We start from the raw sequence: 25,033 nt of genomic DNA, 5'->3' as shown, positions 1-25,033 counted from the left end.
TCTTGCTCCTGTCAGCCCTGCAGCTTGCGCAGCATGTCGCGCGTCACCAGCACAATACCTTCCTCAGAGCGGTAGAAACGGCGAGCGTCCTCTTCCGCATTCTCCCCGATGACCATGCCTTCAGGAATAACGCAGGCGCGGTCGATAACGCAGCGGCGCAGGCGACAAGATCGCCCGACCCATACATCCGGTAATAACACCGCCGAATCGATGTTACAAAACGAATTCACCCGCACGCGCGGAAAGAGCACGGATTGTACAACGACGGATCCGGAGATAATGCAGCCGCCGGAAACCAGCGAATTCAGGGTCATACCGTGACTGCCCGACCGGTCCTGCACAAACTTCGCCGGCGGCAGCGACTCCATGTGGGTGCGGATAGGCCAGTTCTGATCGTACATATCCAGCTCCGGCGTCACCGAGGCCAGATCGAGGTTGGCCTTCCAGTACGCCTCCAGCGTACCGACATCGCGCCAGTAGGGCTCGGACTGCGGATCGGACTGCACGCAGGAGAGCGGGAAAGGATGTGCATAGGCCATGCCAGCTTCGACGATGCGCGGAATAATATCTTTACCGAAGTCGTGGCTGGAGAGCGCGTTGGCGTCATCATCCTGCAGCAGACCATAAAGATATTCGGCGTCAAAAATATAGATCCCCATGCTGGCAAGCGACTTCGTATCGTCGCCGGGCATGGTCGGCGGATTGGCCGGCTTTTCGACAAACTCGATAATCTTTTCATCGGCATCGACCGCCATCACGCCGAAGGCGGTTGCCTCAGCAACGGGCACCGGCATACAGGCCACGGTGCAGCGCGCCCCTTTTTCGACGTGATCGATAAGCATCCGCGAGTAGTCCTGCTTGTATATGTGGTCACCCGCGAGGATCACGATATATTCCGCCCGGTAGCGGCGGATAATATCCAGGTTCTGGGTCACCGCATCGGCCGTGCCGCGATACCAGCTCTCGCCGCCGACGCGCTGCTGGGCGGGCAACAGGTCGACAAACTCATTCATCTCTTCGCTGAAGAAGGACCAGCCGCGCTGGATGTGCTGCACCAGCGTGTGGGACTGGTACTGAGTAATCACGCCGATGCGGCGAATGCCTGAGTTAATACAGTTGGACAGCGCAAAATCAATGATGCGGAACTTACCGCCGAAGTGCACGGCGGGTTTCGCACGGGTAATGGTCAAATCTTTCAGGCGGGTGCCGCGGCCGCCGGCGAGGATCAGCGCCACGGATTTGATCGGCAGCTGGCGGGCCAGCATCAGAGGATCGTTCTTTTCAAGCCTAACCATGATTAACTCCTTATGACCTTTTTGAATACGCACACCCCGTGCGCGGGCCCGTGCCAGTTTGTCAGGATGACCGGATTATCCTCTCCGGCGAAAGGGGGAATGGCGTGCCACTCCCCTGGCGGTAGGGTTACAGTTGTGACTTCTTGTGATGCATTGAGCGTAATAAGCCAGCGATCGGAGAGCAGGATCTGCATACGCGGAATGCCGTGCTGCCACTCTTCGGCGGCGAGCGGCTGCGCATCTTTGTTGAGCCAGCGGACGCGCCCGTCTCCCTCCTGCCACCAGCGGTCTTCGGTCAGCGCGGGGATCTGCTGGCGCAGATGCAGCAGCGCGGCGGTGAATGCCGCCAGACCCGCATTGGCCTTCTCCCAGTCCAGCCAGGTCAGCGCGTTGTCCTGGCAGTAGGCATTGTTGTTACCGTGCTGGCTGTGGCCGTGTTCATCGCCCGCCAGCAGCATCGGCGTCCCCTGCGACAGCAGCAGCGAGACCAGCAGCGCGTGAACGCTGGCGCGGCGGCGCTCGATAACGTCGAGCGATCCCTCCAGTCCCTCTATACCATGGTTACAGCTATGGTTGTTGTTAGTACCGTCGCGGTTTTCCTCCCCGTTCGCCTCGTTGTGCTTCTGATTGAAGCAGACGCAGTCGCGCAGGGTAAATCCGTCGTGTGCCGTGACCAGGTTTACCGAGGCCGAGGGCGGGCGACCGCTGCCGGCAAACACGTCGCTGGAGGCGGCAAACCGGCTGGCAAACTCGCCCAGAGAGAGATTTCGCTGCAGCCAGAAGCGGCGCGTGGCGTCGCGAAAGTGATCGTTCCACTCGGCGAACGGCGGCGGGAAATTGCCCACCTGATAGCCTCCCTCGCCGATGTCCCACGGCTCGGCGATAAGCTTCACCGCCGAAAGCAGCGGATCGTTTTTAATCGCCTCAAACAGCGGCGCATCCTGGCGGTAGTGCGGCGTGCGCCCCATGACCGTCGCCAGGTCGAAGCGGAAACCGTCCACGTGGCACTCCTGCACCCAGAAGCGCAGGCACTGCAGGGCATACTCCACCACGCCCGGCGTGCTGAGGTTGAGGGTGTTTCCGCAGCCGGTCCAGTTGTGGTAATCCCCGTCTTCCATCAACCAATAATAGCTGCGGTTATCAATTCCGCGCAGGGAGAAGGTCGGCCCCTCGAGGTCCACTTCCGCGCTGTGATTGAGCACGATATCGAGAATGACCTCAATGCCCGCCTTGTGCAGCGCCTTCACCGCATCGCGAAACTCGTTGAGCGCTTTTTCCGGCGCGCTGGCGTAGCGCGGATCGACGGCGAACAGCGCCAGCGGGTTGTAGCCCCAGTAGTTGGTCAACCCCAGGCGCAGCAGGCGCGGCTCGCTGGCGAAGTGGGCCACCGGCAGCAGCTCCAGCGCGGTGATGCCGAGCTTTTTCAGGTAGGAAATGGTCAGCGGATGGGCCAGCCCCTTATAGGTGCCCGCCTCCGCCTGCGGAATGCCGGGATGCAGCACCGTCAGCCCTTTCACGTGCGCTTCGTAGATAACCGTCTTGCCCCAGGGCGTGCGCGGCGGGGCATCGTCCTGCCAGTCGTAGCGCAGATCGACCACCACCGAGCGCGGCGCGACAGGGGCGCTGTCGCGCCCGTCGGGCGCGTCCAGACCGCCGTGCAGCAGCGGCGAATCCTCGGGGTCGCCGTCGACGCGGTAGGCGCACGGATCCAGCAGCAGCTTGGCCGGATTGAAGCGGTGCCCCTGCTGCGGCGCCCAGGGACCGTGAACGCGAAAGCCGTAGCGTAGCCCCGGCCTGGCGCCGGGCAGGTAGCCGTGCCAGACGTCGCCGGTGCGCGCGGGAAGATCCTCCCGATGCTCGTTGCCCTGCTCATCAAAGGTGCACAGTTCGACACGCTCGGCGTGCACCGAGTAGAGCGTAAAGTTGACGCCTTTCGCATCCGGCGTGGCGCCGAGCGGCGCCGGGCTACCCACCTGCAGATGACTCATTCCCCCTCCCGAACCAGCCAGATAGTGGAAAGCGGCGGCAGCGTGATCGACAGCGAGTCGGGGCGGCCGTGGCTGGCAATCGCATCGCTGTGCACGCCGCCGCCGTTGCCGGCGTTGCTGCCGTGGTAGTGCATCGAGTCGGTGTTGACGATTTCGCGCCAGCGACCCGGCTGATTGACGCCGAAGCGGTAATCGTGGCGCGGCACCGGGGTAAAGTTGCTGGCGACGATGATTTCATTGCCTTCGCTGTCGCGGCGCACGAACACAAAGACCGACCGCGCGTGGTCGTCCACCACCAGCCACTCAAAGCCGTAGGGATCGTAATCCAGCTCGTGCATCGCCTTGTGGTGGCGATAGGTCAGGTTAAGGTCGCGCACCAGGCGCTGCACGCCGTGGTGCCAGTTGTCGCCGCCCTCCAGCAGGTGCCAGTCCAGGCTGACGTCGTGGTTCCACTCGCGGCCCTGGGCAAACTCGTTGCCCATAAACAGCAGCTTCTTGCCGGGGAAAGCGTACAGCCAGCCGTAGTAGGCGCGCAGGTTGGCGAACTTCTGCCAGGCATCGCCCGGCATGCGGTCGAGAATCGATTTTTTGCCGTGAACGACTTCATCATGGGAGAGCGGCAGGACGAAGTTCTCGGTGTAGTTGTAAAGCATCCCGAAGGTCAGCTTATCGTGATGGTACTGACGATAAATCGGATCGAGCTTCATGTAGTCGAGGGTGTCGTGCATCCAGCCCAGATTCCACTTGTACCAGAAGCCCAGGCCGCCCGTCTCCTGCGGACGGGTGACGCCGGCAAAATCGGTGGACTCTTCCGCCATGCTGACCGCGCCCGGCACCTGCTCGCCGAGAATGCGGTTGGTATTGCGCAGAAACTCAATGGCTTCGAGGTTTTCGCGCCCGCCGTGCTGATTGGGGATCCACTCCCCGGCCTTGCGGCTATAGTCGCGGAAGATCATCGACGCCACGGCGTCCACCCGCAGGGCGTCGATGCCGAAGCGCTCGATCCAGTACAGGGCGTTGCCTACCAGGTAGTTCTGCACCTCGCGGCGGCCGTAGTTGTAAATCAGAGTATTCCAGTCCTGATGGTAGCCCTCGCGCGGATCGCTGTGCTCGTACAGCTCAGTGCCGTCAAACTTCGCGAGGCCGAAATCATCCGACGGGAAGTGGCCGGGCACCCAGTCGAGGATCACGCTGAGCCCGGCGGCGTGGGCGGCGTCGATAAAGTAGCGGAAATCGTCGCGGGTGCCGAAGCGGCGGGTCGGCGCATACAGGCCGGTAGGCTGATAGCCCCAGCTGCCGTCGAAGGGATGCTCGTTGATCGGCAGCAGCTCCAGATGGGTAAAGCCCATCCACTTCGCGTAGGGCACCAGCTGATCGGCAAGCTCGCGATAGCTTAGCCAGAAATTGTTGTCGGTATGGCGGCGCCAGGAGCCGAGGTGCACTTCGTAGATGGCGATGGGCGCATCAAAGCGGTTGGCCGCTTTGCGCGATTCGGGCTGCGCGATTTTCGGCGGCAGGCCGCAGATCATCGACGCGGTCTCCGGACGCATCTGGGCCTCGAAGGCGTAGGGATCGGACTTGATGCGCAGCTGGCCGTGGGCATCGATCAGCTCGAATTTATACAGCTGCCCGTTGTGGGCGCCCGGCACAAACAGCTCCCAGATACCGGCGTCCGCCCGCAGGCGCATCGGATGGCGGCGGCCGTCCCAGTAGTTAAACTGCCCGACGACCGACACCCGGCGGGCATTCGGCGCCCAGACGCAGAAACGCGTTCCGGTGACGCCGTCCACCGTATCGGCATGCGCGCCCAGGCGCTCGTAGGGGCGAAGGTGCGTCCCCTCCGAGAGCAGCCAGGCGTCCATCTCCTGCAGCACCGGGCCGAAGCGGTAGGGATCGTCGATCAGGTTCTGCTGGCCGTGCCAGACGACGGCCAGCTGGTAGCGGAAGGGATTTTTACGCCGCGGCATCACGCCGCTGAAGAAGCCGCGCGAATCCAGGCACTCCAGCTTGCCCACCTTACGCCCGGTTTTAGGTTCGATGACCCACACCTCGGTGGCATCAGGCAGCAGCGCGCGAACCTCAAGCCCGGCGTCAGTACGGTGCATCCCCAGCACGGCGAAGGGGTCCGCAAAGTGGCCCGCAATCAGCGCATTAATAACGTCTCTGTCAACACGATCTGACATGCTATTCATCCTGTTTTTAGGTGCCGCTGTTTCATTTGTCCCTAACGGCTTTTATCACTCAATAGCGCAGCACGGTGTGCTCTTCCTGTGCACCATTCCACGCGTCGGGAAAACCTCTCTTCCTTAAGCATAGCTAACCTGTTTCTTTCCCCCGGAAAAAATCAGGAGTACGCCAATATGCTTTGTTCTACGTATAACTTACGGGCACAAAAAAGGGGTGACGCATCACCCCTTTTTGCAATTTCTTACCTATGCAAGCTGCCGCAACATCCGGCGTAGCGGCTCGGCGGCGCCCCACAGCAGCTGGTCGCCGACGGTGAAGGCCGAGAGATACTCCGGCCCCATGTTCAGCTTGCGCAGCCGCCCGACCGGCGTGGTCAGCGTGCCGGTGACTGCCGCCGGCGTCAGCTCGCGCATGGTCACCTCGCGATCGTTTGGCACCACCTTCGCCCACGGGTTGTGTGCCGCCAGCATCGCCTCAACGGTCGGAATCGACACATCTTTCTTCAGCTTGAGCGTGAAGGCCTGGCTGTGGCAGCGCAGGGCGCCGACGCGCACGCACAGCCCGTCCACCGGGATGGTGTTCTGCGTCGCCAGAATCTTGTTGGTCTCTGCCTGGCCTTTCCACTCTTCGCGGCTCTGGCCGTTATCGAGCTGCTTATCAATCCACGGGATCAGGCTGCCGGCCAGCGGCACGCCGAAGTTGTCTACCGGCAGATCGCCGCTGCGGGAGAGCTGGGTGACTTTACGTTCGATATCCAGGATGGCGGAAGCCGGGTTCGCCAGCTCGTCAGCCACGTAGTTGTGCAGCTGGCCCATCTGGTTGAGCAGCTCGCGCATATGGCGGGCGCCGCCGCCGGAGGCCGCCTGATAAGTGGCGACCGATACCCACTCCACCAGGTCATTGGCAAACAGGCCGCCCAGCGACATCAGCATCAGGCTGACGGTGCAGTTGCCGCCGACAAAGGTTTTCACGCCGCTGTTCAGGCCGCGGGTAATCACGTCCTGGTTGACCGGGTCGAGAATAATGATTGCATCATCCTTCATGCGCAGCGACGAGGCGGCGTCAATCCAGTAGCCCTGCCAGCCGCTTTCACGCAGCTTTGGATAGATTTCGTTGGTATAATCGCCGCCCTGGCAGGTGACAATAATGTCGAGCGCCTTCAGCGCCTCCAGATCGAAGGCATCCTGGAGCTTTCCAGCGGTGCCGGTGCCGAACGCAGGCGCGTCCTGGCCGAACTGCGAGGTCGAGAAGAAAACCGGGCGGATAGCGTCGAAGTCGCGCTCTTCTACCATGCGCTGCATGAGTACAGAGCCGACCATACCGCGCCAGCCGATAAAACCAACATTTTTCATAGCGTGTTTTCCTGCAGAGATGTGTGCTGTTGTGCTGACCCTCTTTCCCTTCCGGAGAATGGGGCATCCCTCACATTACAAAATGCAGCCAAAGTCGCAAGTGAAAATATTCAATGATTGTTAATTAATCAGTAAAGCAACTTATTCTGCCGTCAATGCCTCTGCGCAATCGAAGAGGGAATAAAGGCAATTATCAGGGAACAAGGTCATGAGCGAAATCCTTTCTGCGGCAGTTTTATTGATCCTGATTATGGATCCACTGGGAAATTTGCCCATTTTTATGTCGGTACTCAAACACATGGAGCCGAAGCGCCGCCGGGCGATCATGATACGTGAGCTATTGATCTCACTGCTCATCATGCTGGTGTTTCTCTTTGCCGGGGAGAAGATCCTGGCCTTCCTCAAGCTGAGCACGGAGACGGTTTCTATCTCCGGAGGCATCATTCTGTTTCTGATTGCCATAAAAATGATTTTCCCCGACGGCGAAGGCAGCGGCAGCGGCCTGCCTGCCGGCGACGAACCCTTTATCGTGCCGCTGGCCATCCCGCTGGTGGCCGGCCCCTCCCTGCTGGCGACCCTGATGCTGCTCTCGCATCAGTATCCGAATCAGATGGGCCACCTGGTGATCGCCCTGCTGCTCGCCTGGGGCGGTACGGTCGTCATCCTGATGCAGTCCGGACTTTTCCTGCGCCTGCTCGGACAGAAAGGGGTTAACGCCCTGGAGCGGCTGATGGGGCTTATCCTGATCATGCTCGCCACGCAGATGTTCCTCGACGGCGTCAGGGTGTGGATGAAGGGATAACCCGCCCTATCGCCGCCGTTCCCGTTTTGGCCGCGCCATGCTCATCCAGCCAGCTAAAGCGGATCTGCCGGGCCCCGCCCGGCGGGCCGCTCAGCGTATAGCGGCGGGTGCTGAAGGCGCGGGTCATCATATCCATATCCGGCGCCGCGCCCGCGCCGCCCGCCAGCTGCAGCGAGGTAAAGGAGACGTTCAGCGGCGTGGGGTTTTCGCACTCTATGGCCCAGCCCGTTCCCTCCCTCACCAGCCGAAAACGCAGCTTATCGACCGCCTTATCCAGCGCGGCGGTAAGGCCCGCCGGGCGCCAGAACAGCTTCAGCTGGGTATTCATCGCCAGCGTCACGCGGGGAGTCTCGGCCTGGCCGCGCGTCTCAGGCGGAATTTCATAGAGGTTTAGCCAGAAAACCGACTCGCGGTCCGGCGGCAGCGGGTCCTGATTGTAGATAATGCGGATAGCCTGCCGCTCGCCGGGCGCCAGGCGGAACACCGCCGGCAGCACCACGAAGGGCGCGCGGGCGAGCTCCGGATTGCCCTCGCCGTCGTCCACCCAGCTCTGCACGATAACCGGATAGCGGTTGGTGTTCGCCAGCATCAGCGTTTTCTCCCGGCGCTGCGCCGGATAGATCACCCGGGTGCCGTCGGCGAGGATCCCCGCCCTTAGCGGCAGCGCGGTCAGCAGGCAGAGCAGTGCGGTAAGCGCGATTCTGATCATTGCATCTTCACCACCACGTAGGCGGTGGCCTTTACCCTGCCCGCCGTCACGTTCTGAGTGTCGTTAAGCTTTTTGAGGGTCGCAATCAGCGAGTAGGTGTAATGGCTGTAGCCGTTAAGGGCGCTGCCCGCCTTTGTCGCCCCCTGCAGGACGGGATACCACCCGGCCGCCGCGCCGCCCGCTGCCGCAGCGGGCTGGCCGAGCAGGGTCAGCGGCGCGCCGGGCGCGCTGCTATGTGCCAGGGTGATGCCCACGCCCTTCGCCACGCCGTTGGCAAAGTAGTTGTCGGACACCAGGGCGCTGACGCCGCCGCTGGCGTTGACCAGCCCCAGCGTCTTCGCGGCGGAGAACGCGCCTTCGGACACCTGAAAGCCCATCGCCGTCTGGGTGTCGCCTACCCCCGACTGCGCCGCTTCGCTGCACTCCACCAGCACGGAGAAGCGGGCGCCGCTGGTCAGGCCGTTATTCAGATCGTTGACGGATATTGGCGGCAGGACCACCAGCGGATCGGCGCTGCGGGCAACGCAGGTGGGGTTGCTGTAGAGGGTGCTGCCGGTGCGCATACCGTAGCCGAAGCCGTTGTCTACGCCCCAGAAATCATAGTGCGTTGCGCTGTCCTCGCCGGGCAGATCGTGCGCGAAAGGGACAACATTGTCGTCATTACTGGAAAGCTGGATATAGCTGTTCGGCTGAGTACAGGAATACACCGCCCCGCCGGGCTTTGCAAAACGAATGCCGCCACCGTCGGTATTGTTATTTCCACACCAGTAAGAGTTTGATGAGGTTCCGGGTAAGGTGCTAATACGATATAGCTCAGCCTGCAGCGGCGGAATATCCTGTAGCCTGATCTGAACTTTACCTTTATCCGTTTTATTCCAGTTGGTTATTGGCACCTTCTGCCAGTAGCGGGTCAGGGTGACACCCGCCATGGTCTGTCGAATACCGACATAGGCAAACCAGGTGGCATATACGTTCGCCAGCCCATCGACAGCGCCGAGATCGTAAAACCCCCCTACGCGGTCGTCCCCATTCGTCGCCACCAGAAAATAGATACTGCTAAGATCGGCTTCATCACACTCCCAGAGCACCGTAGCCCCCGATGCGCCGCCGTAAGTATAATTGGTTGGCGGAACCACGACGCTTGCCAGCAGGGAACCAACCGGGGCGAGATGCACATCGGTAAGGTTAACCTTGCCAAAGGGGATAATTGCCGTGTATTCATTTTCAGTCTGTCCGGCCTTGGTGTTGGTACACCGGCTCCACCCTGGCGCAGCGGCCAATAGCAATACTAGCCAGACCCAGCGTCTGAATATCATCGGGAAATCTCTTCTCATATTTCACTTAACTCCTTCAGGTGAACAGACTGACGCCAGGCGGACCATTGGCTTGTCGACATCGGCACTGGATAACTGAAACGCCAGCCCACAGCGCTCTGCCGCCCCATCGCCCCAGCGGACAATCAGCCTTCCCTTGTCGCGTTCGCTGCGCACGTAAATCTGCCCGCCCTGTCCGGCCATGCCGACCGTCGTCCCGGCCTCATCGAGTACGTCGGCGCCCAGCGGCACCGGCGAGCCGTCGGGCAGGGTGGATTTGATCAGCATCGCGGTGCCGCGGCGGGTGCGGAACACCACCTTCGCGGCCGCGCCCGCCACCGGGGCGATGCGCCGCTCGCTGTCGATAAGCTCGGCGCCGCCGTCCATCTCCTGCGGGTCGAGGGTGATGCGGTTGTAGCGGTAGGGGGTGACCGCCGGGATCAGCGCATAGCCGCTTTTATCAATCGTGACCTCGTGGGCGTTGTAGACCCTGGCCCCCTCTGCGCCTTTGGCCTCCACCAGCGCGAAGGTGTCGCTCAGGTAGTGGCCGAGGGTCAGCCCGCCGCCGTGAATAGCCAGCGCCCCCTGGGCATTGGCCGATGCCTGCCAGTAGCCGTCGCCGCGCGAGGCATTGAAGCCCAGCGTCGTCTCCTGCAGCCGCCGCTGCAGGTTGCCGCCGACCGTGGTCTGGCCGTGGTGGCGGTCGTGGCTGACGCTGAGGCCGTAGCCGGTAGCCTGCTGTTCGCCCAGCGAGCCGGAGAGCGAACTCTGGTACTGGGTGCCGCCGCCGCTGGCGCGGGTGATGGAGGTGCTCAGGGTCGGTTTGCCCAGCGGAAGCGAGAAAGAGAGCGAACTGAAGGTCTGCAGCCGCCCGCGCTCGCCGTGGCCGCCGGACCGCTGGCGGCCAACGGTGAGATTCATACCGATGCCGTGGAGAAAACTGTTGCCGTAGCCGAGCTGCAGCTGGGTGTCGCGGCTGCGCCCGTCGCGATAGCTCTGGGTCGAGCCGGTGGCAAACAGGCTGCCCAGCCGCTGCAGGCTCTGGCTCAGCGAGATATCGAACCGCGAATGCTGGGAGGAGGTAGTGGACCACCAGCCCTCTCCGGCCCTCGCCGCGCTGCGGATGCCCAGCACATCGCTGAGATCGCGATAGCCGCGCGTCGAGTAGCGGTAGCCCGCCAGAGAGAACGTGGTGCCGGTCGGCTGGAAGGTTTTGCTCCATGAAAGGTGGCTCATCCAGCCGTGCACGTTACCGGCACCGGGCATGCGCGCCTGCGATGCGGTGACATCCAGCCCCACGGCCCCCAGACGGCTGCTGTAAACGCCGCCCAGCATGCCGGCCCGGTAGCCGTCGGCAAGGCGCAGCCCGCTGTTAAAAGTAATCGCATTACTCAGGCCGCGCTGCCAGGTGAGATCGCCAAACCACGACGCGTCGCCGCCGTCGCGGATCCTGCCGGTTTCAATGTTAAAGCGCGAGATGCCCGGGCGCATGGACTCGGGCACTGCCGAGAACGGCACGCTGAAGGACTTCACCGCGCCGTCGGCCTCGATCACCTCAACCTCCAGATCGCCGCTGTAGCTGGTGGGATAGAGATCGTTAATCTCAAATGCGCCCGGCGCCACGGTGGTCTGGTAAATCTCCTGGCCGTTCTGGCGCACCAACACCCTGGCGTTGCTGGCGGCGACCCCGGCGATGACCGGCGCATAGCCGCGCATCGCGTCCGGCAGCATGCGGTCGTCCGTCGCCAGCGCCGCGCCGCGATAGCTCAGCCCCGAGAAAAAGCGCCCCGAGGTCACCAGCTCGCCCAGCATCAGCTGGCTTCCGATGCCCGGCAGCGGCTTTTGCAGGTAGCTGCGAAGGGTATACCAGCGGTAGCCCGCCTCGCGGCTCCAGCTGAGGTTGGACAGCTGCCGGTACTGCCAGCCGGCGGCGTTGACCCCGCCGTTCAGCGAGAGCCACGCCGAATCCCGGCTGCCTCCCGCCCCCCTGGCGTAATCGACGTGATAGTAATTGCTGAGGTAGTTAATAAAGCCGATGGTGCTGCCGGTGGTCAGATCCTGCGGGTCGACATAGCCGCGCGGCGCGCGGTTGAGCGCCGCCCTGGGCGCGCTGAGGTTGAGCCGCAGCCTGGCCATATCGACCGCCGCCTGACCGCCCTGCACTTCACGCTCAAAAACAAGGCAGCGGCTTTCATCCGCCGCCTGTCCTGCTCGCCTGATGCCGATGCGCCGGTAGACCTCCGGGCGCAGACAGGGCGCGGCGCGGCCGCTGCCCTGCCGGATAACCTCAACTTCAGCGGCATCAATAAATTCACCGTTGAGGTACAGATCCAGCTTATATGTACCGGCGGCGACGTCGTGCTTTTTCGTCAACTGCGCAAGGCGCGCCTCGCTGAATCGCCCGCCGCGAAACAGCTCGGGCGAAAAATGATACTCATCATCGTCGGCCAGCGCGGGCGAGGAGGGCCCGTCGGCGGCCCTTGCCCCGGTGGGACAGAGAAGCAACAGGCAGAGTATCAGGCAATATTTCATCTTCGCCGACCGCGTTTACAGCACCCGCTCGGTGACAACATCGCTGCCGTAGTCGTTCACCAGCACCAGCCGCAGGCGCGCGCCCCGCAGGCCGCTGACCGGCGCCGAAGGCCGCCATTCAGCCGTCGACTTCGGCGCCACCATCGCGGACTCCGCCAGCCGGATCTCGCGGCCATTGACCACCAGGCTGGCGCGGCGCACGCTGGCAAAGCGCCCCGACGGGTTGCTGACGTGGAAAGTATTGCCGCTGAGGCGGAGCGTCAGGCCCCGGGCTATCGCCTCCGCATCGTCGGTCAGGCCGCGCGGGCGCCAGAACACCTTCACCCGGTTGGTCACCGCCAGCACCAGCTGGTTGCCGCTCTGCTCAGCGGTCGTCGCGGCGGGCAGCTGGGTGAAGCTCAGGTAGAACAGCGACTCCCTGTCCTGCGGCAGCGCTTTTCCCACGTAGCGCAGGCGGACCGACTGACCGGCGCCCGGCTCCATGCGAAAAATGGGCGGCGTGAGTACAAAAGCATCGCTGGCCTGCCCGTCGCCGGGCCTGCCGTCATCCATCTGCATCTGAACAATATAGGGGCGGGTGCCGGTGTTGCTTAGCTGCACCGACTTTTCCCGCGCGTCGGCGGGATAAATTACCCGGGTGCCGGTCATCACAATGCCGGCAAAGACAGGGTGGCTGCAAACAAGCGTCAGCGCCACTCCTAACAATAAACAGGCGCGCATCCCTGGCCTCGAAGCGTTATTTCTGGCCGCACGAGCGTCCGGCCAGAGGATCGTGATTAAAAGTAACTGAGGGTATATTCAGCAACGGCGGTAATTTTCCCCGCCTGAGCGCCGCTGGCTTCAATGACAAAATATTGCGCGCCAAATTGATGCTCCGTTTCCGTCGCATCTTTCGGCAGCGTCAGCCCGGCAACCGGCGTCATGCCGGAGAGAACAATACCGCTGTCCTTATCGTCAGACTTTTCAGTCAGCTGAATACCGAACCCCTTCGCCGCATTGGCCGTTGCCCGGTTTCCCAGTACGCCGGTCGCCGCGTCAACGTCATAGCCGAGAAAAACGGTCTTAATATCCACCGCCGCGTCCGTCGGCGCCGTACAGCCGGTCAGGGAGACGGTAAACGGCGTCAGTCCCGCCGTTTGCCCATTCGCCAGCGACCCGCCAAATTCGCTCATTGATACGGTCGGCAGCAGCACCACGGCACTGGTCTGCCCGTTAATCATCACTTTACAGGTTTGGTCCGTGACCTCCCCTTCAAACGTGACCGTGGGCGCGGCCAGCGCGGCGGCGGGTAATGCGCCAAGTAGCATCGCGCACAGCAATGACCTCTTGTTCATTGATATATCCTTATTAGTTCGCAGAGTAATGATATCTCCCAACGAGACTCCATTCTGAATAGCCGGGTGACGGCTGATTCAGTCAGAATATTAATACAACGACTCTTCGGCAGAATAAGAGGAGTATCTGGCAATAATTCGCGATTTATTGATTCGGGTAGGGAGAGGCGACAATTTACGAGAAAACGATGATTTACAGTCTGAATCAGTGAGAAGTGCGGCGGGAAGCGATAAATAAACAAAAGCCCTTTCCCGTCGGGAAAGGGCTTGCGGGAATTAGCTCAGCAGCGAGAACGCGATCATCCCGACGATGGCACCGACGGTGCCGAGGATGGTTTCCATCATCGTCCAGGTTTTCAGCGTCTGCGCTTCGGTCGCGCCGGTAAACTTACCGAACAGCCAGAAGCCGGCGTCGTTCACGTGGCTGACCACGATGGAGCCGCCCGCGATACAGATGGAAAGCGCCGCCATCTGCGCGCCGCTGTAGTTCAGCTGCTCAACCACCGGCATCACCAGACCGACGGCGGTCAGGCAGGCAACGGTTGCCGAACCCTGAATAATACGTACCGCCGCAGCGAGGATAAAGCAGGTCAGCGCAATCGGCAGGCCCATGCCATTCAGGGCATCGCCCAGCGCGTGGCCAACGCCGGAATCCACCAGCACCTGCTTGAACACGCCGCCGGCGCCGATAACCAGCAGGATGATACCCGCAGGCTGCAGCGCCGCGCCGCAGATCTCCATCACGCGGTCCTTCGCCATCCCCTGGCGGAACGCCAGACCGTAGATAGCCACCAGGCAGGCGATCAGGATAGCGATAAACGGATGGCCGATAAATTCAAACCACTCGTAGGCCGTTGATCCCTGAGGAACGAAGTGGGAGGCGATAGTTTTCAGGCCAACCAGTACCAGCGGCAGCATGATCAGCGACAGGCTGAAGCCGAAAGACGGCAGCTTCGCGCCTTCGCCCAGGTGCGGCTCAGCGGTTTCGTCAGGAATGTGCAGCTCAACGTGGCGGCTGATAAAGCTGCCCCACAGCGGACCGGCGATAATCATGCCCGGGATCGCCGCGCACAGACCGATGAGGATCATCCAGCCAAAGTCGGCGTGCATCTGGGAGGCCAGCAGCATCGGCGCAGGCCCCGGCAGCAGGAACGCGGCGGCGGCGGCTACGCCCGCAAACAGCGGAATGACCAGCTTCACCAGGTTGGTGCCGGTGTGGCGCGCCATAGAGAACGCCACGCTGATCAGCAGCACGATGGCCACTTCAAAGAACAGCGGCAGGGCGCAAATCAGGCCGGCAACGCCGATGGCGTAGTGGGCGCGATTGTGGCCGAAAGATTTCAGCATCTTGAGGGCGATCTGGTCGACTGCGCCCGTTTCGTGCAGGATCTTACCGAACATCGCGCCGAGCGCGACTACGATAGCCAGGAAACCCAGCGTGCCTCCCATCCCCTTCTCCATGGTTGCCGCAATTTTTTCCAGCGGCATACCGGAGAACAGACCTGCGCCAATAGAAACCACCATAAGCGCCAGGAAGGCGTGCATACGCGCCTTCATGACTAAAAACAGCAGGAGCAGCACGGAGCCGACCGCTGTTAAGACTAACGTTAATGTTGTCACTATTTACTGCCCTTTTCGATCAGATCGATGGTGCTGGAGACAACACCTTCCAGCGGCTGGTCGATATCAACGATCAGTACGTCGCGCTCTTCGGCATTCGGCTCCTGCAGCGTTTCAAACTGCGTTACCAGCATCTGGGTTTTAAAGAAGTGGCCCTTGCGCGCCTTCAGGCGGCTCTCAATTAACTCAAAGTCCCCTTTCAGATAGATAAAGGAGAGGTTCGGGTTACCTTCGCGCAGAATATCGCGATAGGTTTTTTTCAGCGCGGAACAGACGATCAGCGACACTTTGTTGGTCCGCTGCATCGCAAAAGCGGCATCGTTCAGCGCCTGCAGCCACGGTTTACGGTCATCGTCATTCAGCGGCGCGCCGGAGGACATTTTTTCAATGTTGCTGCGCGGATGGAGGAAGTCCCCGTCCAGGAATGCGGCATTCAGACGATGTGCCACTTCGCTGGCGACGGCGGATTTACCGCTACCGGATACGCCCATCAGGACATAGACATGGTGCTCGTGATTGGTCGTGCTCAAAGCGGCCTCCAGAAATTATTACGAATGTTACGGGTAAAATGTTATCGGTAACATTGTCCTGCCAGGCCAATTGATAAGCAATCACCATCCGTGCGATAAATGGCTGAGAAACTGCGTTGTGTGATCCACTTCAAAATTGTTGGATTAAATAGATCCGCCCGGTGACAATGTGAAACCTAAATCTAACATTTTCGGCGTAACTATTTCACCACGGATACGGGCCAGCAGGCGCTCTGCGCCAATCTTCCCCATCCGCTCGCGCGGGGTCAGCACGCTGGCAAGCCGCGGCTCCATGGCCTGGCCAATATCGTGACCGTGGAAACCGGCGATGGCCATATCGGCGGGGATATTCAGCCCCAGCCGCTGGCACTCAAAGGCGGCGCCGACCGCAAGGTCATCGTTGGTACAGAAGATGCCGTCGAGCTGGGGATACTCGCGGCGCGCCTGGCGCATCAGCTCAATACCGGCTGAATATGAGGAAGACTGCTCCACCATCACGCTGTAGGCCGCAAGATCGGCGTCGCGCATCGCCTGCTCATAGCCGCGCTGTTTGATAATGGTGCGCTCATCGAGGCGGGCGCCGAGGTAGGCAATATGGCGATGGCCGCGGGCAATAAGCGCCGCCGTCATCTGGCGGGCGGCTTCGAAATTATCAAAACCCACCGCAATATCGATACAGGGAGACTGGCTGTCCATCAGCTCGACCACCGGAATCCCGGCGACCTCAATCATTTTGCGGGTGCGCGGCGTGTGGTTGCGTTCGGAGAGGATCAGGCCGTCAATATTCCACGACAGCATCGACTCCAGCCGCTCCTCTTCCATTTCCGGCTTATAGCCGTAGTGGGCCAGCATCGCCTGGTAGCCGTAGGCGTCGGTCACGCTCTCAATGCCCTTGAGCACCTCGGCAAAGACCTGGTTGGTCAGCGAGGGAAGCAGTACGCCAATAGCCCGGCTGGTGGAGTTGGAGAGAATGTCAGGCGCGCGGTTGGGAATATAGCCCAGTTCATCAAGCGCAGCGGCAATTTTACCGCGCAGCGCCACCGAAACCTGTTCGGGATTACGCAAAAAACGGCTGACCGTCATTTTGGTGACGCCGACGCGATCGGCAACGTCCTGAAGTACGGGTCTTTTCTTTTTCATTGTCCTGCAAAGGATAACCAGGGAGACATTACGCCTGAGTCTATCACGGACGTGAAAAAACCTTCCCGTTTAAGCGGGAAGGTTGGATAAATTATTTATTCCGGATCAAACCGGCGGCAGATCGAAGAGCAAAATCTCGGCCTCGCCGTCGGCGTGCACGGAGATAGCCTGCTCGTCCCAGATGGCCAGGCCGTCGCCGGTGCTGGCTTTGGTGCCGTTGATCGCCACCTCGCCCTTAACGACCTGGATCCAGACTTTGCGATCCGCAGCGATCTGATGCACCGACTGCTCCTCTTTCAGCAGCGCCCAGCGGTAGAGGCACATGTCCTGATAGACCTTCAGCGAGCCTTCGCGCGCGTCCGGCGACAGCACCAGCTGTTTGCCCTGAACGGCGTCAAAGCGGCGCTGCTCGTAGCGCGGCGTAATGCCCTTCTCTTCCGGGATGATCCAGATCTGATACAGGTGCAGCGGGCTGGTGCTGCTCGGGTTGTACTCCGAGTGGCGGATACCGGTCCCGGCGCTCATTATCTGAAACTCGCCGGCGGGAACCTGCTCTTCATTACCCATGCTGTCTTTATGCGCCACGGCGCCTTCCAGCACGTAGGTCAGGATCTCCATATCTTTATGGGGATGCGTACCGAAGCCCTGCCCGGCATCAATCACGTCATCATTGATTACCCGCAGCGCAGAGAACCCCATAAAGTTGGCATCGTAGTAGTCAGCGAAAGAGAACGTGTGCCAGGAGTTCAGCCAGCCGTGGTTTGCGTGGCCGCGGTCGTTGGCTTTGCGTAAGTAGATCATGATGTTTACTCCCGTTCGTTTGCGATAGGAGTAGTGTGGACCGGAACAGGCGCCGATGATAGAGGGTGATTATTGATGGCTCTGTTCAAAATTTATGAAAGGTACGGATTAGGACTCACATCCCAGAATGGCGCTCTGCGTACGGTTTATGAATTTACGCGCGGCGGGTCGGAGTGGGATAATCAGCCCGCTATGGAAAGCGGAGACTCAACATGTATTTACCCTACCTTTCGCTTAACGCAGCCCTGGTGCTGTGGCTGACTTCGCTTATTTTGTGGCTGTGTCAGTGGGACCGCACGGCCCTGCTGGTATCCATATTCGCAGCGCTGCTGTTGCTGCTTCATTTCGTAAAGAGGGACATTACCGCCATGTTTGGAAAAGAGAAAAATAGCGCCAGGATCGAGAAAATAACCGCTGCGCCGCCGCTGCCCGTCGCCAAAACGCCCGATGCCGCTGAATCCCCGCAGGCAAATACGGTGATTGCCGGCGACGTGCGCTTCGACGGCAATATCAGCGCTACCGGCACGCTCTATATTCACGGCAGGGTCTACGGCAATATCGAGGCGGCGGACGGCATGGTGAAAATTATGCGCAGCGGCTACGTCGAGGGCAATATTATGGCCAGAGAGCTGGTGATCGACGGCGCCGTGCTCGGCCAGTGCCGGGCCGAGACCATCGATATTCAGGAACACGGCAACATCACCGGCGCTATCGCCTACCGCTCCCTGGCAATCAAGCGCGGCGGCACGTTCAGCGGTCAGGCGGAAACCGTCGCGGAAGCGGCCGACAACGTGGTGGAGATGGTCAGTGAAAAAGAGGCCGTGGTTCAGGAAGCCTGAATCGCAGATAAAAAAAAGCCAGCACCCGGCTGGCTATAAAAGTAATACTGGAAGCAATGTGAGCAATGTCGTGCTTTCAGGTTCACCGCAGGGGTCTCCCTGAATGCATGGCAATAATAATCATTATCATTCGCACTTGTCTACTTATTTTTTCTAAAAAACAGCGGTTGACGAACTTTTGCCTCTCGGAGAAGGTAAAGAGGATGATTGCCCCTGAAGGAGATGAGGAATGAGTGAGATAGTGATACGCCATGCTGAGACTAAGGACTTTGAGTCCATTCGCCAGATCCACGCCCAGCCGCAGGTGTACCACAACACCCTACAGGTGCCTCATCCCTCTGAGCAGATGTGGAACGAGCGGCTAACCGACAGGCCCGGCGTTAAGCAGCTGGTGGCCTGTATTGACGATATCGTTGTCGGGCACCTGGTCATTGATGTGGCACAACGCCCGCGCCGCAGCCACGTGGCCGACTTCGGCATTTGCGTCGACGCCCGCTGGCAGAATCGCGGCGTGGCCAGCGCGCTGATCCGCACCATGACCGATATGTGCGACAACTGGCTGCGCGTGGACCGCATCGAACTGACCGTTTTTGTCGATAACGAACCGGCCATCGCCGTCTACCGCAAGCACGGCTTTGAAATCGAGGGCACCGGCAGAAAGTACGCCCTGCGCAACGGCCAATACGTCGATGCCTACTACATGGCGCGCGTGAAGTAACTGCCGCCCGCTCCCCGCCGGGAGCGGGCGAATCGTCAGTATCCCGCCGTTAAATCATCCACCGTGCGCGGATCGGACGCGCCGTACAGCATGCCGTCCGGGCCGATCATAATACTCTGGGTGCTGCCCATCGCCGGCTTGACCACCACCTTCTGCCCCTTCTGCGCCAGCAGCTTCAGGGTATCCGGGCTAAAGCCCTTCTCCACCCGCAGCTCGTCCGGCAGCCACTGGTGGTGGAAGCGCGGCGCGCTGGTCGCCTCCGCCACGTTCATGCCGAAGTCGATGGTATTGACCACCATCTGCAGCACGGTGGTGATGATCCGGCTGCCGCCGGGGCTGCCGGTCACCAGCCAGGTCTGGCCGTTTTTCACCACGATGGTCGGCGACATCGACGACAGCGGGCGCTTCTTCGGCCCGACGGCGTTGGCCTCGCCGCCCACCAGGCCGTAAACGTTCGGCACGCCGGGCTTGGCGGAGAAGTCGTCCATTTCGTTATTCATGATGATGCCGGTGTTGCCCGCCACGATGCCGGTGCCGAAAGTGGTATTCAGGGTGTAGGTCACTGCCACCGCATTGCCGGCTTTATCGACCACCGAGAAGTGGGTGGTCTGATTGCTCTCGTAGGGCGCGAGCTTACCGGGGCGGATCTCGCTGGACGGTTTCGCCTTATTAATGTCGATCTCCGCCGCCAGCGACTTCGCGTACTCTTTGCTGGTCAGCGCCTGCCACGGCACCTTGACGAAGTCCGGATCGCCCAGGTACTCGGAGCGGTCGGCGTAGGCGCGCTTCTCCGCCTCAGCCATCAGCTGCATGGCATCGGCGCTGCCGAAACCGTACTGGTGCATATCAAACTGGCTGAGGATGTTGAGGATCTCAATAATATGAATACCGCCGGACGAGGGCGGCGGCATGGAGTAGACCTGATAGCCGCGGTAGTCGCCGCTGACCGGCTGGCGCTCGACGGCCCTGTACGCCGCCAGATCGGCTTTGCTTATCAGGCCGCCGTTCTTTTTCATCTCATCGGCAATCTGGTCGGCAATGGCGCCTTTATAGAAGGCATCCGGGCCCTCTTTGGCGATAAGCGTCAGGCTCTTCGCAAGGTTCGCCTGCACCAGCCGCTCGCCTTTCTTCAGCGGCTCGCCGTCCTTCCAGAAGATGGCTTTGCTGTTGGCGTGCTGGGGCAGCACTTCGCTGCCGTAGGTTTTCAGATCGTCCGCCAGGGCGTCGTTGACGATAAAACCCTCTTTTGCCAGCGTTATCGCCGGCGCAATCACCTTATCCAGCGGCATCGTGCCGTACTTCTCCAGCGCCATCGACAGGCCCGCGACGGTGCCCGGCGTCCCCGAAGCCAGATGCGAAGTGAGCGACTTTTTACCGTCGGGATTGCCCTGGGCGTCGAGGAACATATCCCGGCTGGCCGCCGCGGGCGCCATTTCGCGAAAATCGATGGCCGTGGTTCTGCCGTCCTTCAGGCGGATCAGCATAAAGCCGCCGCCGCCGAGGTTACCGGCCTGGGGATGGGTCACCGCCAGGGCATAGCTGACCGCCACGGCGGCATCCACCGCGTTGCCGCCCTGCTTCAGCACGCTGACCCCAACGCGGGTCGCCGCCGCGTCAACCGACGCCACCATGCCGTTCTGCGCCCTTACCGGATGGAAGACGTCCTCTTCGACGCCGTAGGAAACCGGCGGCGGCGCCGTCGCTACCGCCGCAAAACTGCCTCCTGCCAGAAGCGCAGCGACAGCCGCCGCGCGCCAGAACCGTGCGTTCATCATTGTTATTCTCCGTAAAAAGGATGAGTGCTGCTGCTTAAGCCTGGTTCACAACTCTGAAAAAATCACCGGAATGGCGGATTGGGCGTAAACTTAATGGAGCCTTCAGCGTTAAATAAGCCTTCAGCGTTAAATGAGCCTTCAGCGTTATATAAGCCTTCAGCGGAGGATAATGAGATGAAAAAGCTATTATGGCTGGCGGCGCTGGTGCCTTTTGTCACCCTGGCGCAGCCCCTGAATCCGACCAACAACCCCAATCAGCCCGGCTATCAGATCCGCAGCCAGCAGCGGCTGCAGAATGAGATGCAGACCCGGCAGATCCAGCAGCAGAGCAACCTGAACCAACAGCTGCAGAACCAGTCCCGGCAGCAGCGCCTGGAGATGCGCACCCAGCTGGACAATCAGCAGCAGAGCATTCAGCGCGCCCAGCCCGGCGGCCAGATGCTGCCGAACAATAGCGGCAGCATGCTCAACAGCCGCCCGCAGAACGGCGATATGCTGCGCTCTTCATCGAGCAGCAGCCGCTATTAAGGCTGAAAGTCCGGGCCGATAACGTCAATCGCATCGGTGCAGATGCAGTCCACGCCCCAGCGCAGCAGCTCCGCCGCCCGCTGGGGCTTGTTGACCGTATAAACCAGGATGTGCAGCCCGGCCGCCTTCAGCATCTTCACCCGAGCCTCGTCCAGCAGCTTATGATTAAGATGAATTGAGACGCAGCCCAGACGCGCCGTCAGCGCCTGCCAGTCCTCGCGCCAATCGTCGAGCAGCAGCCCGCGCGGCAGCGCCGGAGCGGCCTGCTGCGCTGCCTCAAGGGCGTCGATTTCAAAGGAAGAGAGCAGCGGCGGCGTCATCCCCTGCCACAGCTCGCTCGCCGCCAGCGCCACGGTTTTCCCGGTCAGCGGGCCGCTGCCGGTGGTCGGCTTAATTTCAATATTCGCCATCATATCGTGTTCGCGGCAGCGGTCGGCGACGTCGGACAGCAGGGGCAGCTTCTCGCCCTTAAACTCGCCGCTGAACCAGCTGCCGGCATCAACGCGCAGCAGTTCATCCCAGGTCAGTTCCCCCGCCACGCCCCAGCCGTTGCTGGTGCGCTCCAGGTTGTCATCGTGCAGCAGAAAGATCTGCCCGTCTTTTGACAGCTTGGCATCAAATTCGATCATGGTGTGGCCGTAGCGCGCCCCGACGTCAATTGCCGCAAGGGTGTTCTCCGGCGCCCGCTTGCCGCCGCCGCGGTGGGCGACGATGCGGGGATAGGGCCAGTTGTTCATACGCGTTGTCCTGTTTCTCCGTCAAACAGATGCAGATGGTTGTCCGGCAGGTGCAGCCACAGCGTGCTGCCCGCCTGCGGACGCTGCTGGTGGGCGAGCCGCACCACCAGCTTCCGATCGCCCCAGCGGCCGTGGGCCAGGTTATCGGCCCCGAGCATCTCCAGGGTATCGACCACCAGCGGGATCCCGCCTTCGGCCTGTGAGCTTAGCGCAATATGTTCCGGGCGGATACCCAGCGTCATGGGGCGCCCGGCGTGGTTTCCGGGGGCCGGCACCGGTAGCGCTACGCCGCCCGGCAGCTCAAAGCGGCGGCCGTCGGCGCTGACCTGGCCGTCCAGCAGGTTCATTGCCGGGCTGCCGATAAAGCTCGCCACGAAGCGGCTGGCGGGCTTTTCGTACACTTCCACCGGCGTGCCGATCTGCTCGGCGATACCGCCGTTCATCACCATCACCCGCTGGGCGAGGGTCATCGCCTCCACCTGATCGTGGGTCACGTACAGCGAGGTGGTGTTCAGGCGGCGGTGCAGCTGCTGCAGCTCCAGGCGCATCTGCACCCGTAATTTCGCATCGAGGTTGGAGAGCGGCTCGTCGAACAGAAACACCGCCGGATCGCGCACGATGGCGCGGCCCATCGCCACGCGCTGGCGCTGGCCGCCGGAAAGCTCGCGCGGGCGGCGCCTGAGCAGCGGCTCCAGTTCAAGGATGCGCGCCGCCTCTTTCACCTTCTCGGCGATCTGCGCCTTGCCGAGGCCGCGAATTTTCAGGCCCCAGGCCATGTTCTCTTCGACGCTCATGTGCGGATAGAGCGCGTAGTTCTGGAACACCATCGCAATGCCGCGATCCTTTGGCTCCAGCTCGGTAACGCGCCGGTTGTCTATCCAGATATCGCCGCCGGAGACCCGCTCCAGCCCGGCGACCATCCGCAGCAGCGTCGATTTGCCGCAGCCGGACGGCCCGACCATCACAATAAACTCGCCGTCGCCGATATCCAGCGTCAGCGGCTTAATCACCTGGGTTTTGCCGTTATTCCAGCTCTTGGTTACTGCCTGTAACTTAACGCCAGCCATCTTATTTCTCACTGTCCACAAGGCCACGCACGAACGCGCGCTGCATGGCTAAAACGATAATCACCGGCGGGATCAGGGTCAGCAGCATCGCCGCCATCACCTGATTCCACTGCGTCGTGCCCTCGCCGGTGGCGATCATGCCCTTAATACCCGCCACGGCGGTGCCGAGATTGACGTCGGTGACGATCAGCAGCGGCCACAGATACTGGTTCCAGCCGTAGATAAAAATGATCACAAACAGCGCCGCGAGATTGGTTTTCGACAGCGGCAGCACGATGTCGCGGAAAAAGCGCATCGGCGAAGCGCCGTCGATGCGCGCGGCCTCCATCAGCTCGTCCGGCAGGGTCATAAAGAACTGGCGGAACAGGAAGGTGGCGGTGGCCGAGGCCATCAGCGGCAGCGTCAGGCCGGTGTAGCTGTTGAGGATATGCAGGTTCGCCATCACTTCTACCGTCGGGAAGATACGCACCTCCACCGGCAGCATCAGGGTGATAAAGATCATCCAGAAGAACAGGTTACGCAGCGGGAAGCGGAACCAGACGATGGCGAACGCCGACAGCATCGAAACGCTGATTTTGCCGACGGTAATGGTCAGCGCCATGATGGCGCTGTTGAGCAGCATCCGCCAGAACGGCGCGCTGTTGGCCCCCACGCCCTGTGTCCAGATGGTTTTCACATTCTCCAGCAGGTGCGTGCCCGGCAGCAGGGTCATCGGCGTGGCGAACACCGCCTTGTTGTCCAGCGTCGCCGCCACGAAGGCGACGTACAGCGGAAACAGGATCACGGCGATGCCGAGGATCAGCATTACGTGGCTGAACAACGTCAGGCCCGGGCGGTGCTCAATCATCGGGTTATTCTGGCTCATTGATAGCGCACCTTACTTTCCACGTAGCGGAACTGCACCACGGTCAGAACGATGACGAGGAACATCAGCACCACCGACTGCGCCGCCGACGAGGAGAGATCCAGCCCGGCAAAGCCTTCGCGGTAAATTTTATAGATAAGCGTGGTGGTCGCCTGCACCGGACCGCCGCCGGTAGCGGCATCGATCACCGGGAAAGTGTCGAAGAAGGCGTACACCAGGTTGACCACCAGCAGAAAGAAGCTCACCGGGGCGATCAGCGGCAGCGCGATGGCGAAGAAGCGCCGCACCGGCCCGGCGCCGTCGATGGCCGCCGCCTCCAGCAGCGACGGCGGGATCGACTGCAGGGCGGCGAAGAAGAACAGGAAGTTATAGCTTATCTGCTTCCACACCGAGGCGAACACCACCAGGAACATCGCCTGGCCGCTGTTCTGGGCGTGGTTCCAGTCGTAGCCCACCTCCGCCAGCCAGTGGGCGATCAGCCCGCGGCCGGGGTTGAAGAGGAAGATCCACAGCACGGCGGCCACCGCCGGCGCCACCGCGTAGGGCAGCAGCAGCAGAGTCTGGTACAGGCGGCTGCCGCGAATGACGTAGTTGACCAGCGCGGCAAAGAACAGCGAGACGGCCAGGCCGCTGAAGGTCACCAGGGCGCTGAACTTGATGGTGGTCCAGAAGGCGTCCAGGTAGTAAGTGTCGTGCAGCAGGCCGCTAAAGTTGTCCAGCCCGACGAACTCGCTGGAGAGGCCGAAGGGATCGACGCTCTGCACCGAGTACCACAGGGCTTCGCCGGCGGGCCAGATAAAGAAAATAACCGTAATGATGAGCTGCGGCGTGACCAGTAGATAGGGCAGCCAGCGCGAGCGGAATACCGGTCTCGATTCGGACGATGATGACATAGGTCGAC

The 25,033-nt window shown here is 61.3% G+C and carries 22 protein-coding genes; 4 read left to right on the top strand and 18 right to left on the bottom strand.

Annotated features, from left to right (window positions below):
- Nucleotides 1–11: 11 nt before the first annotated feature.
- The 4 genes from glgC to asd form a co-directional block, all read right to left on the bottom strand.
- Nucleotides 12–1,295, bottom strand: a complete 1,284-nt coding sequence (glgC, locus tag ENGE1_RS17975; protein WP_043080950.1) for a glucose-1-phosphate adenylyltransferase — start codon at nucleotides 1,293–1,295, stop codon at nucleotides 12–14.
- Between the two features lie 2 nt (nucleotides 1,296–1,297).
- Nucleotides 1,298–3,283: a glycogen debranching protein GlgX gene (glgX, locus tag ENGE1_RS17970; RefSeq protein ID WP_048254922.1), complete on the bottom strand. Its 1,986-nt coding sequence runs from the start codon at nucleotides 3,281–3,283 to the stop codon at nucleotides 1,298–1,300.
- Nucleotides 3,280–5,466 (bottom strand): 1,4-alpha-glucan branching enzyme, encoded by a 2,187-nt coding sequence (glgB, locus tag ENGE1_RS17965; RefSeq protein WP_043080952.1) that lies wholly within the window; start codon nucleotides 5,464–5,466, stop codon nucleotides 3,280–3,282. The genes glgX and glgB overlap by 4 nt, the downstream gene beginning before the upstream one ends.
- Before the next feature lie 249 nt (nucleotides 5,467–5,715).
- On the bottom strand, nucleotides 5,716–6,822 hold the full coding sequence (asd, locus tag ENGE1_RS17960) for an aspartate-semialdehyde dehydrogenase (RefSeq protein ID WP_043080953.1): 1,107 nt from the start codon (nucleotides 6,820–6,822) through the stop codon (nucleotides 5,716–5,718).
- A 208-nt stretch (nucleotides 6,823–7,030) separates the two neighbouring features.
- Between asd and ENGE1_RS17955 the strand changes: the two genes are divergently transcribed.
- The gene (locus ENGE1_RS17955) at nucleotides 7,031–7,624 is read left to right on the top strand and encodes a YhgN family NAAT transporter (protein WP_043080954.1); all 594 of its coding nucleotides are present in this window, start codon (nucleotides 7,031–7,033) and stop codon (nucleotides 7,622–7,624) included.
- On the opposite strand, the gene ENGE1_RS17950 is transcribed toward ENGE1_RS17955, so the two are convergent.
- The 9 genes from ENGE1_RS17950 to ENGE1_RS17910 form a co-directional block, all read right to left on the bottom strand.
- Nucleotides 7,602–8,333 (bottom strand): fimbrial biogenesis chaperone, encoded by a 732-nt coding sequence (locus ENGE1_RS17950; protein ID WP_048254921.1) that lies wholly within the window; start codon nucleotides 8,331–8,333, stop codon nucleotides 7,602–7,604. The two genes, ENGE1_RS17955 and ENGE1_RS17950, sit on opposite strands and share 23 nt — an antisense overlap.
- On the bottom strand, nucleotides 8,330–9,667 hold the full coding sequence (locus ENGE1_RS17945) for a fimbrial protein (protein WP_225823446.1): 1,338 nt from the start codon (nucleotides 9,665–9,667) through the stop codon (nucleotides 8,330–8,332). The genes ENGE1_RS17950 and ENGE1_RS17945 overlap by 4 nt, the downstream gene beginning before the upstream one ends.
- Nucleotides 9,668–9,670: 3 nt before the next feature.
- Nucleotides 9,671–12,178, bottom strand: a complete 2,508-nt coding sequence (locus ENGE1_RS17940; RefSeq protein WP_048254917.1) for a fimbria/pilus outer membrane usher protein — start codon at nucleotides 12,176–12,178, stop codon at nucleotides 9,671–9,673.
- A gap of 15 nt (nucleotides 12,179–12,193) precedes the next feature.
- Entirely contained in the window at nucleotides 12,194–12,874 is a 681-nt protein-coding gene (locus ENGE1_RS17935; RefSeq protein ID WP_225823448.1) for a fimbrial biogenesis chaperone, read from the bottom strand.
- An 80-nt stretch (nucleotides 12,875–12,954) separates the two neighbouring features.
- Entirely contained in the window at nucleotides 12,955–13,512 is a 558-nt protein-coding gene (locus ENGE1_RS17930; protein WP_048254913.1) for a fimbrial protein, read from the bottom strand.
- Between the two features lie 276 nt (nucleotides 13,513–13,788).
- Entirely contained in the window at nucleotides 13,789–15,132 is a 1,344-nt protein-coding gene (gntU, locus tag ENGE1_RS17925) for a gluconate transporter (protein WP_043080958.1), read from the bottom strand.
- A complete protein-coding gene (gene gntK / locus ENGE1_RS17920) occupies nucleotides 15,132–15,662 on the bottom strand; it encodes a gluconokinase (protein ID WP_043080959.1) in 531 nt (176 codons plus the stop codon). The genes gntU and gntK overlap by 1 nt, the downstream gene beginning before the upstream one ends.
- A gap of 144 nt (nucleotides 15,663–15,806) precedes the next feature.
- Nucleotides 15,807–16,802 (bottom strand): gluconate operon transcriptional repressor GntR, encoded by a 996-nt coding sequence (gene gntR, locus ENGE1_RS17915; protein ID WP_043080960.1) that lies wholly within the window; start codon nucleotides 16,800–16,802, stop codon nucleotides 15,807–15,809.
- A gap of 105 nt (nucleotides 16,803–16,907) precedes the next feature.
- Nucleotides 16,908–17,603 carry a pirin family protein gene (locus ENGE1_RS17910; RefSeq protein ID WP_043080961.1) on the bottom strand — a complete coding sequence of 232 codons (696 nt, stop codon included), beginning with the start codon at nucleotides 17,601–17,603 and terminating at the stop codon, nucleotides 16,908–16,910.
- A 212-nt stretch (nucleotides 17,604–17,815) separates the two neighbouring features.
- On the opposite strand from ENGE1_RS17910, the gene ENGE1_RS17905 reads away from it, so the two are divergent.
- A complete protein-coding gene (locus ENGE1_RS17905; protein ID WP_043080962.1) occupies nucleotides 17,816–18,442 on the top strand; it encodes a bactofilin family protein in 627 nt (208 codons plus the stop codon).
- A gap of 229 nt (nucleotides 18,443–18,671) precedes the next feature.
- Nucleotides 18,672–19,160, top strand: a complete 489-nt coding sequence (gene yhhY / locus ENGE1_RS17900) for an N-acetyltransferase (protein WP_048254911.1) — start codon at nucleotides 18,672–18,674, stop codon at nucleotides 19,158–19,160.
- Between the two features lie 35 nt (nucleotides 19,161–19,195).
- Here yhhY and ggt read toward each other — a convergent pair whose 3' ends face one another.
- Nucleotides 19,196–20,935 carry a gamma-glutamyltransferase gene (ggt, locus tag ENGE1_RS17895; protein WP_064360663.1) on the bottom strand — a complete coding sequence of 580 codons (1,740 nt, stop codon included), beginning with the start codon at nucleotides 20,933–20,935 and terminating at the stop codon, nucleotides 19,196–19,198.
- Nucleotides 20,936–21,109: 174 nt separating this feature from the next.
- Here ggt and ENGE1_RS17890 point away from each other — a divergent pair, with 174 nt between their 5' ends.
- On the top strand, nucleotides 21,110–21,463 hold the full coding sequence (locus ENGE1_RS17890) for a DUF2756 domain-containing protein (RefSeq protein WP_043080965.1): 354 nt from the start codon (nucleotides 21,110–21,112) through the stop codon (nucleotides 21,461–21,463).
- Here ENGE1_RS17890 and ugpQ read toward each other — a convergent pair.
- Genes ugpQ through ugpA form a run of 4 tightly spaced genes read right to left on the bottom strand, consistent with a single transcriptional unit; the run spans nucleotide 21,460 to nucleotide 25,025 of the window.
- Complete coding sequence (gene ugpQ, locus ENGE1_RS17885) at nucleotides 21,460–22,200, bottom strand: glycerophosphodiester phosphodiesterase (RefSeq protein WP_048254909.1); 741 nt, start codon at nucleotides 22,198–22,200, stop codon at nucleotides 21,460–21,462. The two genes, ENGE1_RS17890 and ugpQ, sit on opposite strands and share 4 nt — an antisense overlap.
- Nucleotides 22,197–23,267 (bottom strand): sn-glycerol-3-phosphate import ATP-binding protein UgpC, encoded by a 1,071-nt coding sequence (locus ENGE1_RS17880; protein WP_048254907.1) that lies wholly within the window; start codon nucleotides 23,265–23,267, stop codon nucleotides 22,197–22,199. Before ENGE1_RS17880 ends, ugpQ begins: the two co-directional genes overlap by 4 nt.
- A 1-nt stretch (nucleotide 23,268) precedes the next feature.
- Nucleotides 23,269–24,114, bottom strand: a complete 846-nt coding sequence (gene ugpE, locus ENGE1_RS17875) for a sn-glycerol-3-phosphate ABC transporter permease UgpE (RefSeq protein ID WP_045289474.1) — start codon at nucleotides 24,112–24,114, stop codon at nucleotides 23,269–23,271.
- A 14-nt stretch (nucleotides 24,115–24,128) separates the two neighbouring features.
- Complete coding sequence (gene ugpA, locus ENGE1_RS17870; protein ID WP_045289441.1) at nucleotides 24,129–25,025, bottom strand: sn-glycerol-3-phosphate ABC transporter permease UgpA; 897 nt, start codon at nucleotides 25,023–25,025, stop codon at nucleotides 24,129–24,131.
- Nucleotides 25,026–25,033: the final 8 nt, after the last annotated feature.

This window comes from Pluralibacter gergoviae ATCC 33028 = NBRC 105706 (assembly GCF_001598855.1).
Taxonomy (GTDB): domain Bacteria; phylum Pseudomonadota; class Gammaproteobacteria; order Enterobacterales; family Enterobacteriaceae; genus Pluralibacter; species Pluralibacter gergoviae.
The sequence above is the reverse complement of the archived record's forward strand: the minus strand, read 5'-3'. Positions and strand labels throughout refer to the sequence as shown.

What these genes read in the sequence shown, in the direction of transcription:
- glgC (WP_043080950.1), bottom strand. Translation starts at nt 1,295, where the DNA reads ATGGTTAGGCTTGAAAAGAACGATCCTCTGATGCTGGCCCGCCAGCTG.
- glgX (WP_048254922.1), bottom strand. Translation starts at nt 3,283, where the DNA reads ATGAGTCATCTGCAGGTGGGTAGCCCGGCGCCGCTCGGCGCCACGCCG.
- glgB (WP_043080952.1), bottom strand. Translation starts at nt 5,466, where the DNA reads ATGTCAGATCGTGTTGACAGAGACGTTATTAATGCGCTGATTGCGGGC.
- asd (WP_043080953.1), bottom strand. Translation starts at nt 6,822, where the DNA reads ATGAAAAATGTTGGTTTTATCGGCTGGCGCGGTATGGTCGGCTCTGTA.
- ENGE1_RS17955 (WP_043080954.1), top strand. Translation starts at nt 7,031, where the DNA reads ATGAGCGAAATCCTTTCTGCGGCAGTTTTATTGATCCTGATTATGGAT.
- ENGE1_RS17950 (WP_048254921.1), bottom strand. Translation starts at nt 8,333, where the DNA reads ATGATCAGAATCGCGCTTACCGCACTGCTCTGCCTGCTGACCGCGCTG.
- ENGE1_RS17945 (WP_225823446.1), bottom strand. Translation starts at nt 9,667, where the DNA reads ATGAGAAGAGATTTCCCGATGATATTCAGACGCTGGGTCTGGCTAGTA.
- ENGE1_RS17940 (WP_048254917.1), bottom strand. Translation starts at nt 12,178, where the DNA reads ATGAAATATTGCCTGATACTCTGCCTGTTGCTTCTCTGTCCCACCGGG.
- ENGE1_RS17930 (WP_048254913.1), bottom strand. Translation starts at nt 13,512, where the DNA reads ATGAACAAGAGGTCATTGCTGTGCGCGATGCTACTTGGCGCATTACCC.
- gntR (WP_043080960.1), bottom strand. Translation starts at nt 16,802, where the DNA reads ATGAAAAAGAAAAGACCCGTACTTCAGGACGTTGCCGATCGCGTCGGC.
- ENGE1_RS17910 (WP_043080961.1), bottom strand. Translation starts at nt 17,603, where the DNA reads ATGATCTACTTACGCAAAGCCAACGACCGCGGCCACGCAAACCACGGC.
- ENGE1_RS17905 (WP_043080962.1), top strand. Translation starts at nt 17,816, where the DNA reads ATGTATTTACCCTACCTTTCGCTTAACGCAGCCCTGGTGCTGTGGCTG.
- yhhY (WP_048254911.1), top strand. Translation starts at nt 18,672, where the DNA reads ATGAGTGAGATAGTGATACGCCATGCTGAGACTAAGGACTTTGAGTCC.
- ggt (WP_064360663.1), bottom strand. Translation starts at nt 20,935, where the DNA reads ATGATGAACGCACGGTTCTGGCGCGCGGCGGCTGTCGCTGCGCTTCTG.
- ENGE1_RS17890 (WP_043080965.1), top strand. Translation starts at nt 21,110, where the DNA reads ATGAAAAAGCTATTATGGCTGGCGGCGCTGGTGCCTTTTGTCACCCTG.
- ugpQ (WP_048254909.1), bottom strand. Translation starts at nt 22,200, where the DNA reads ATGAACAACTGGCCCTATCCCCGCATCGTCGCCCACCGCGGCGGCGGC.
- ENGE1_RS17880 (WP_048254907.1), bottom strand. Translation starts at nt 23,267, where the DNA reads ATGGCTGGCGTTAAGTTACAGGCAGTAACCAAGAGCTGGAATAACGGC.
- ugpE (WP_045289474.1), bottom strand. Translation starts at nt 24,114, where the DNA reads ATGATTGAGCACCGCCCGGGCCTGACGTTGTTCAGCCACGTAATGCTG.
- ugpA (WP_045289441.1), bottom strand. Translation starts at nt 25,025, where the DNA reads ATGTCATCATCGTCCGAATCGAGACCGGTATTCCGCTCGCGCTGGCTG.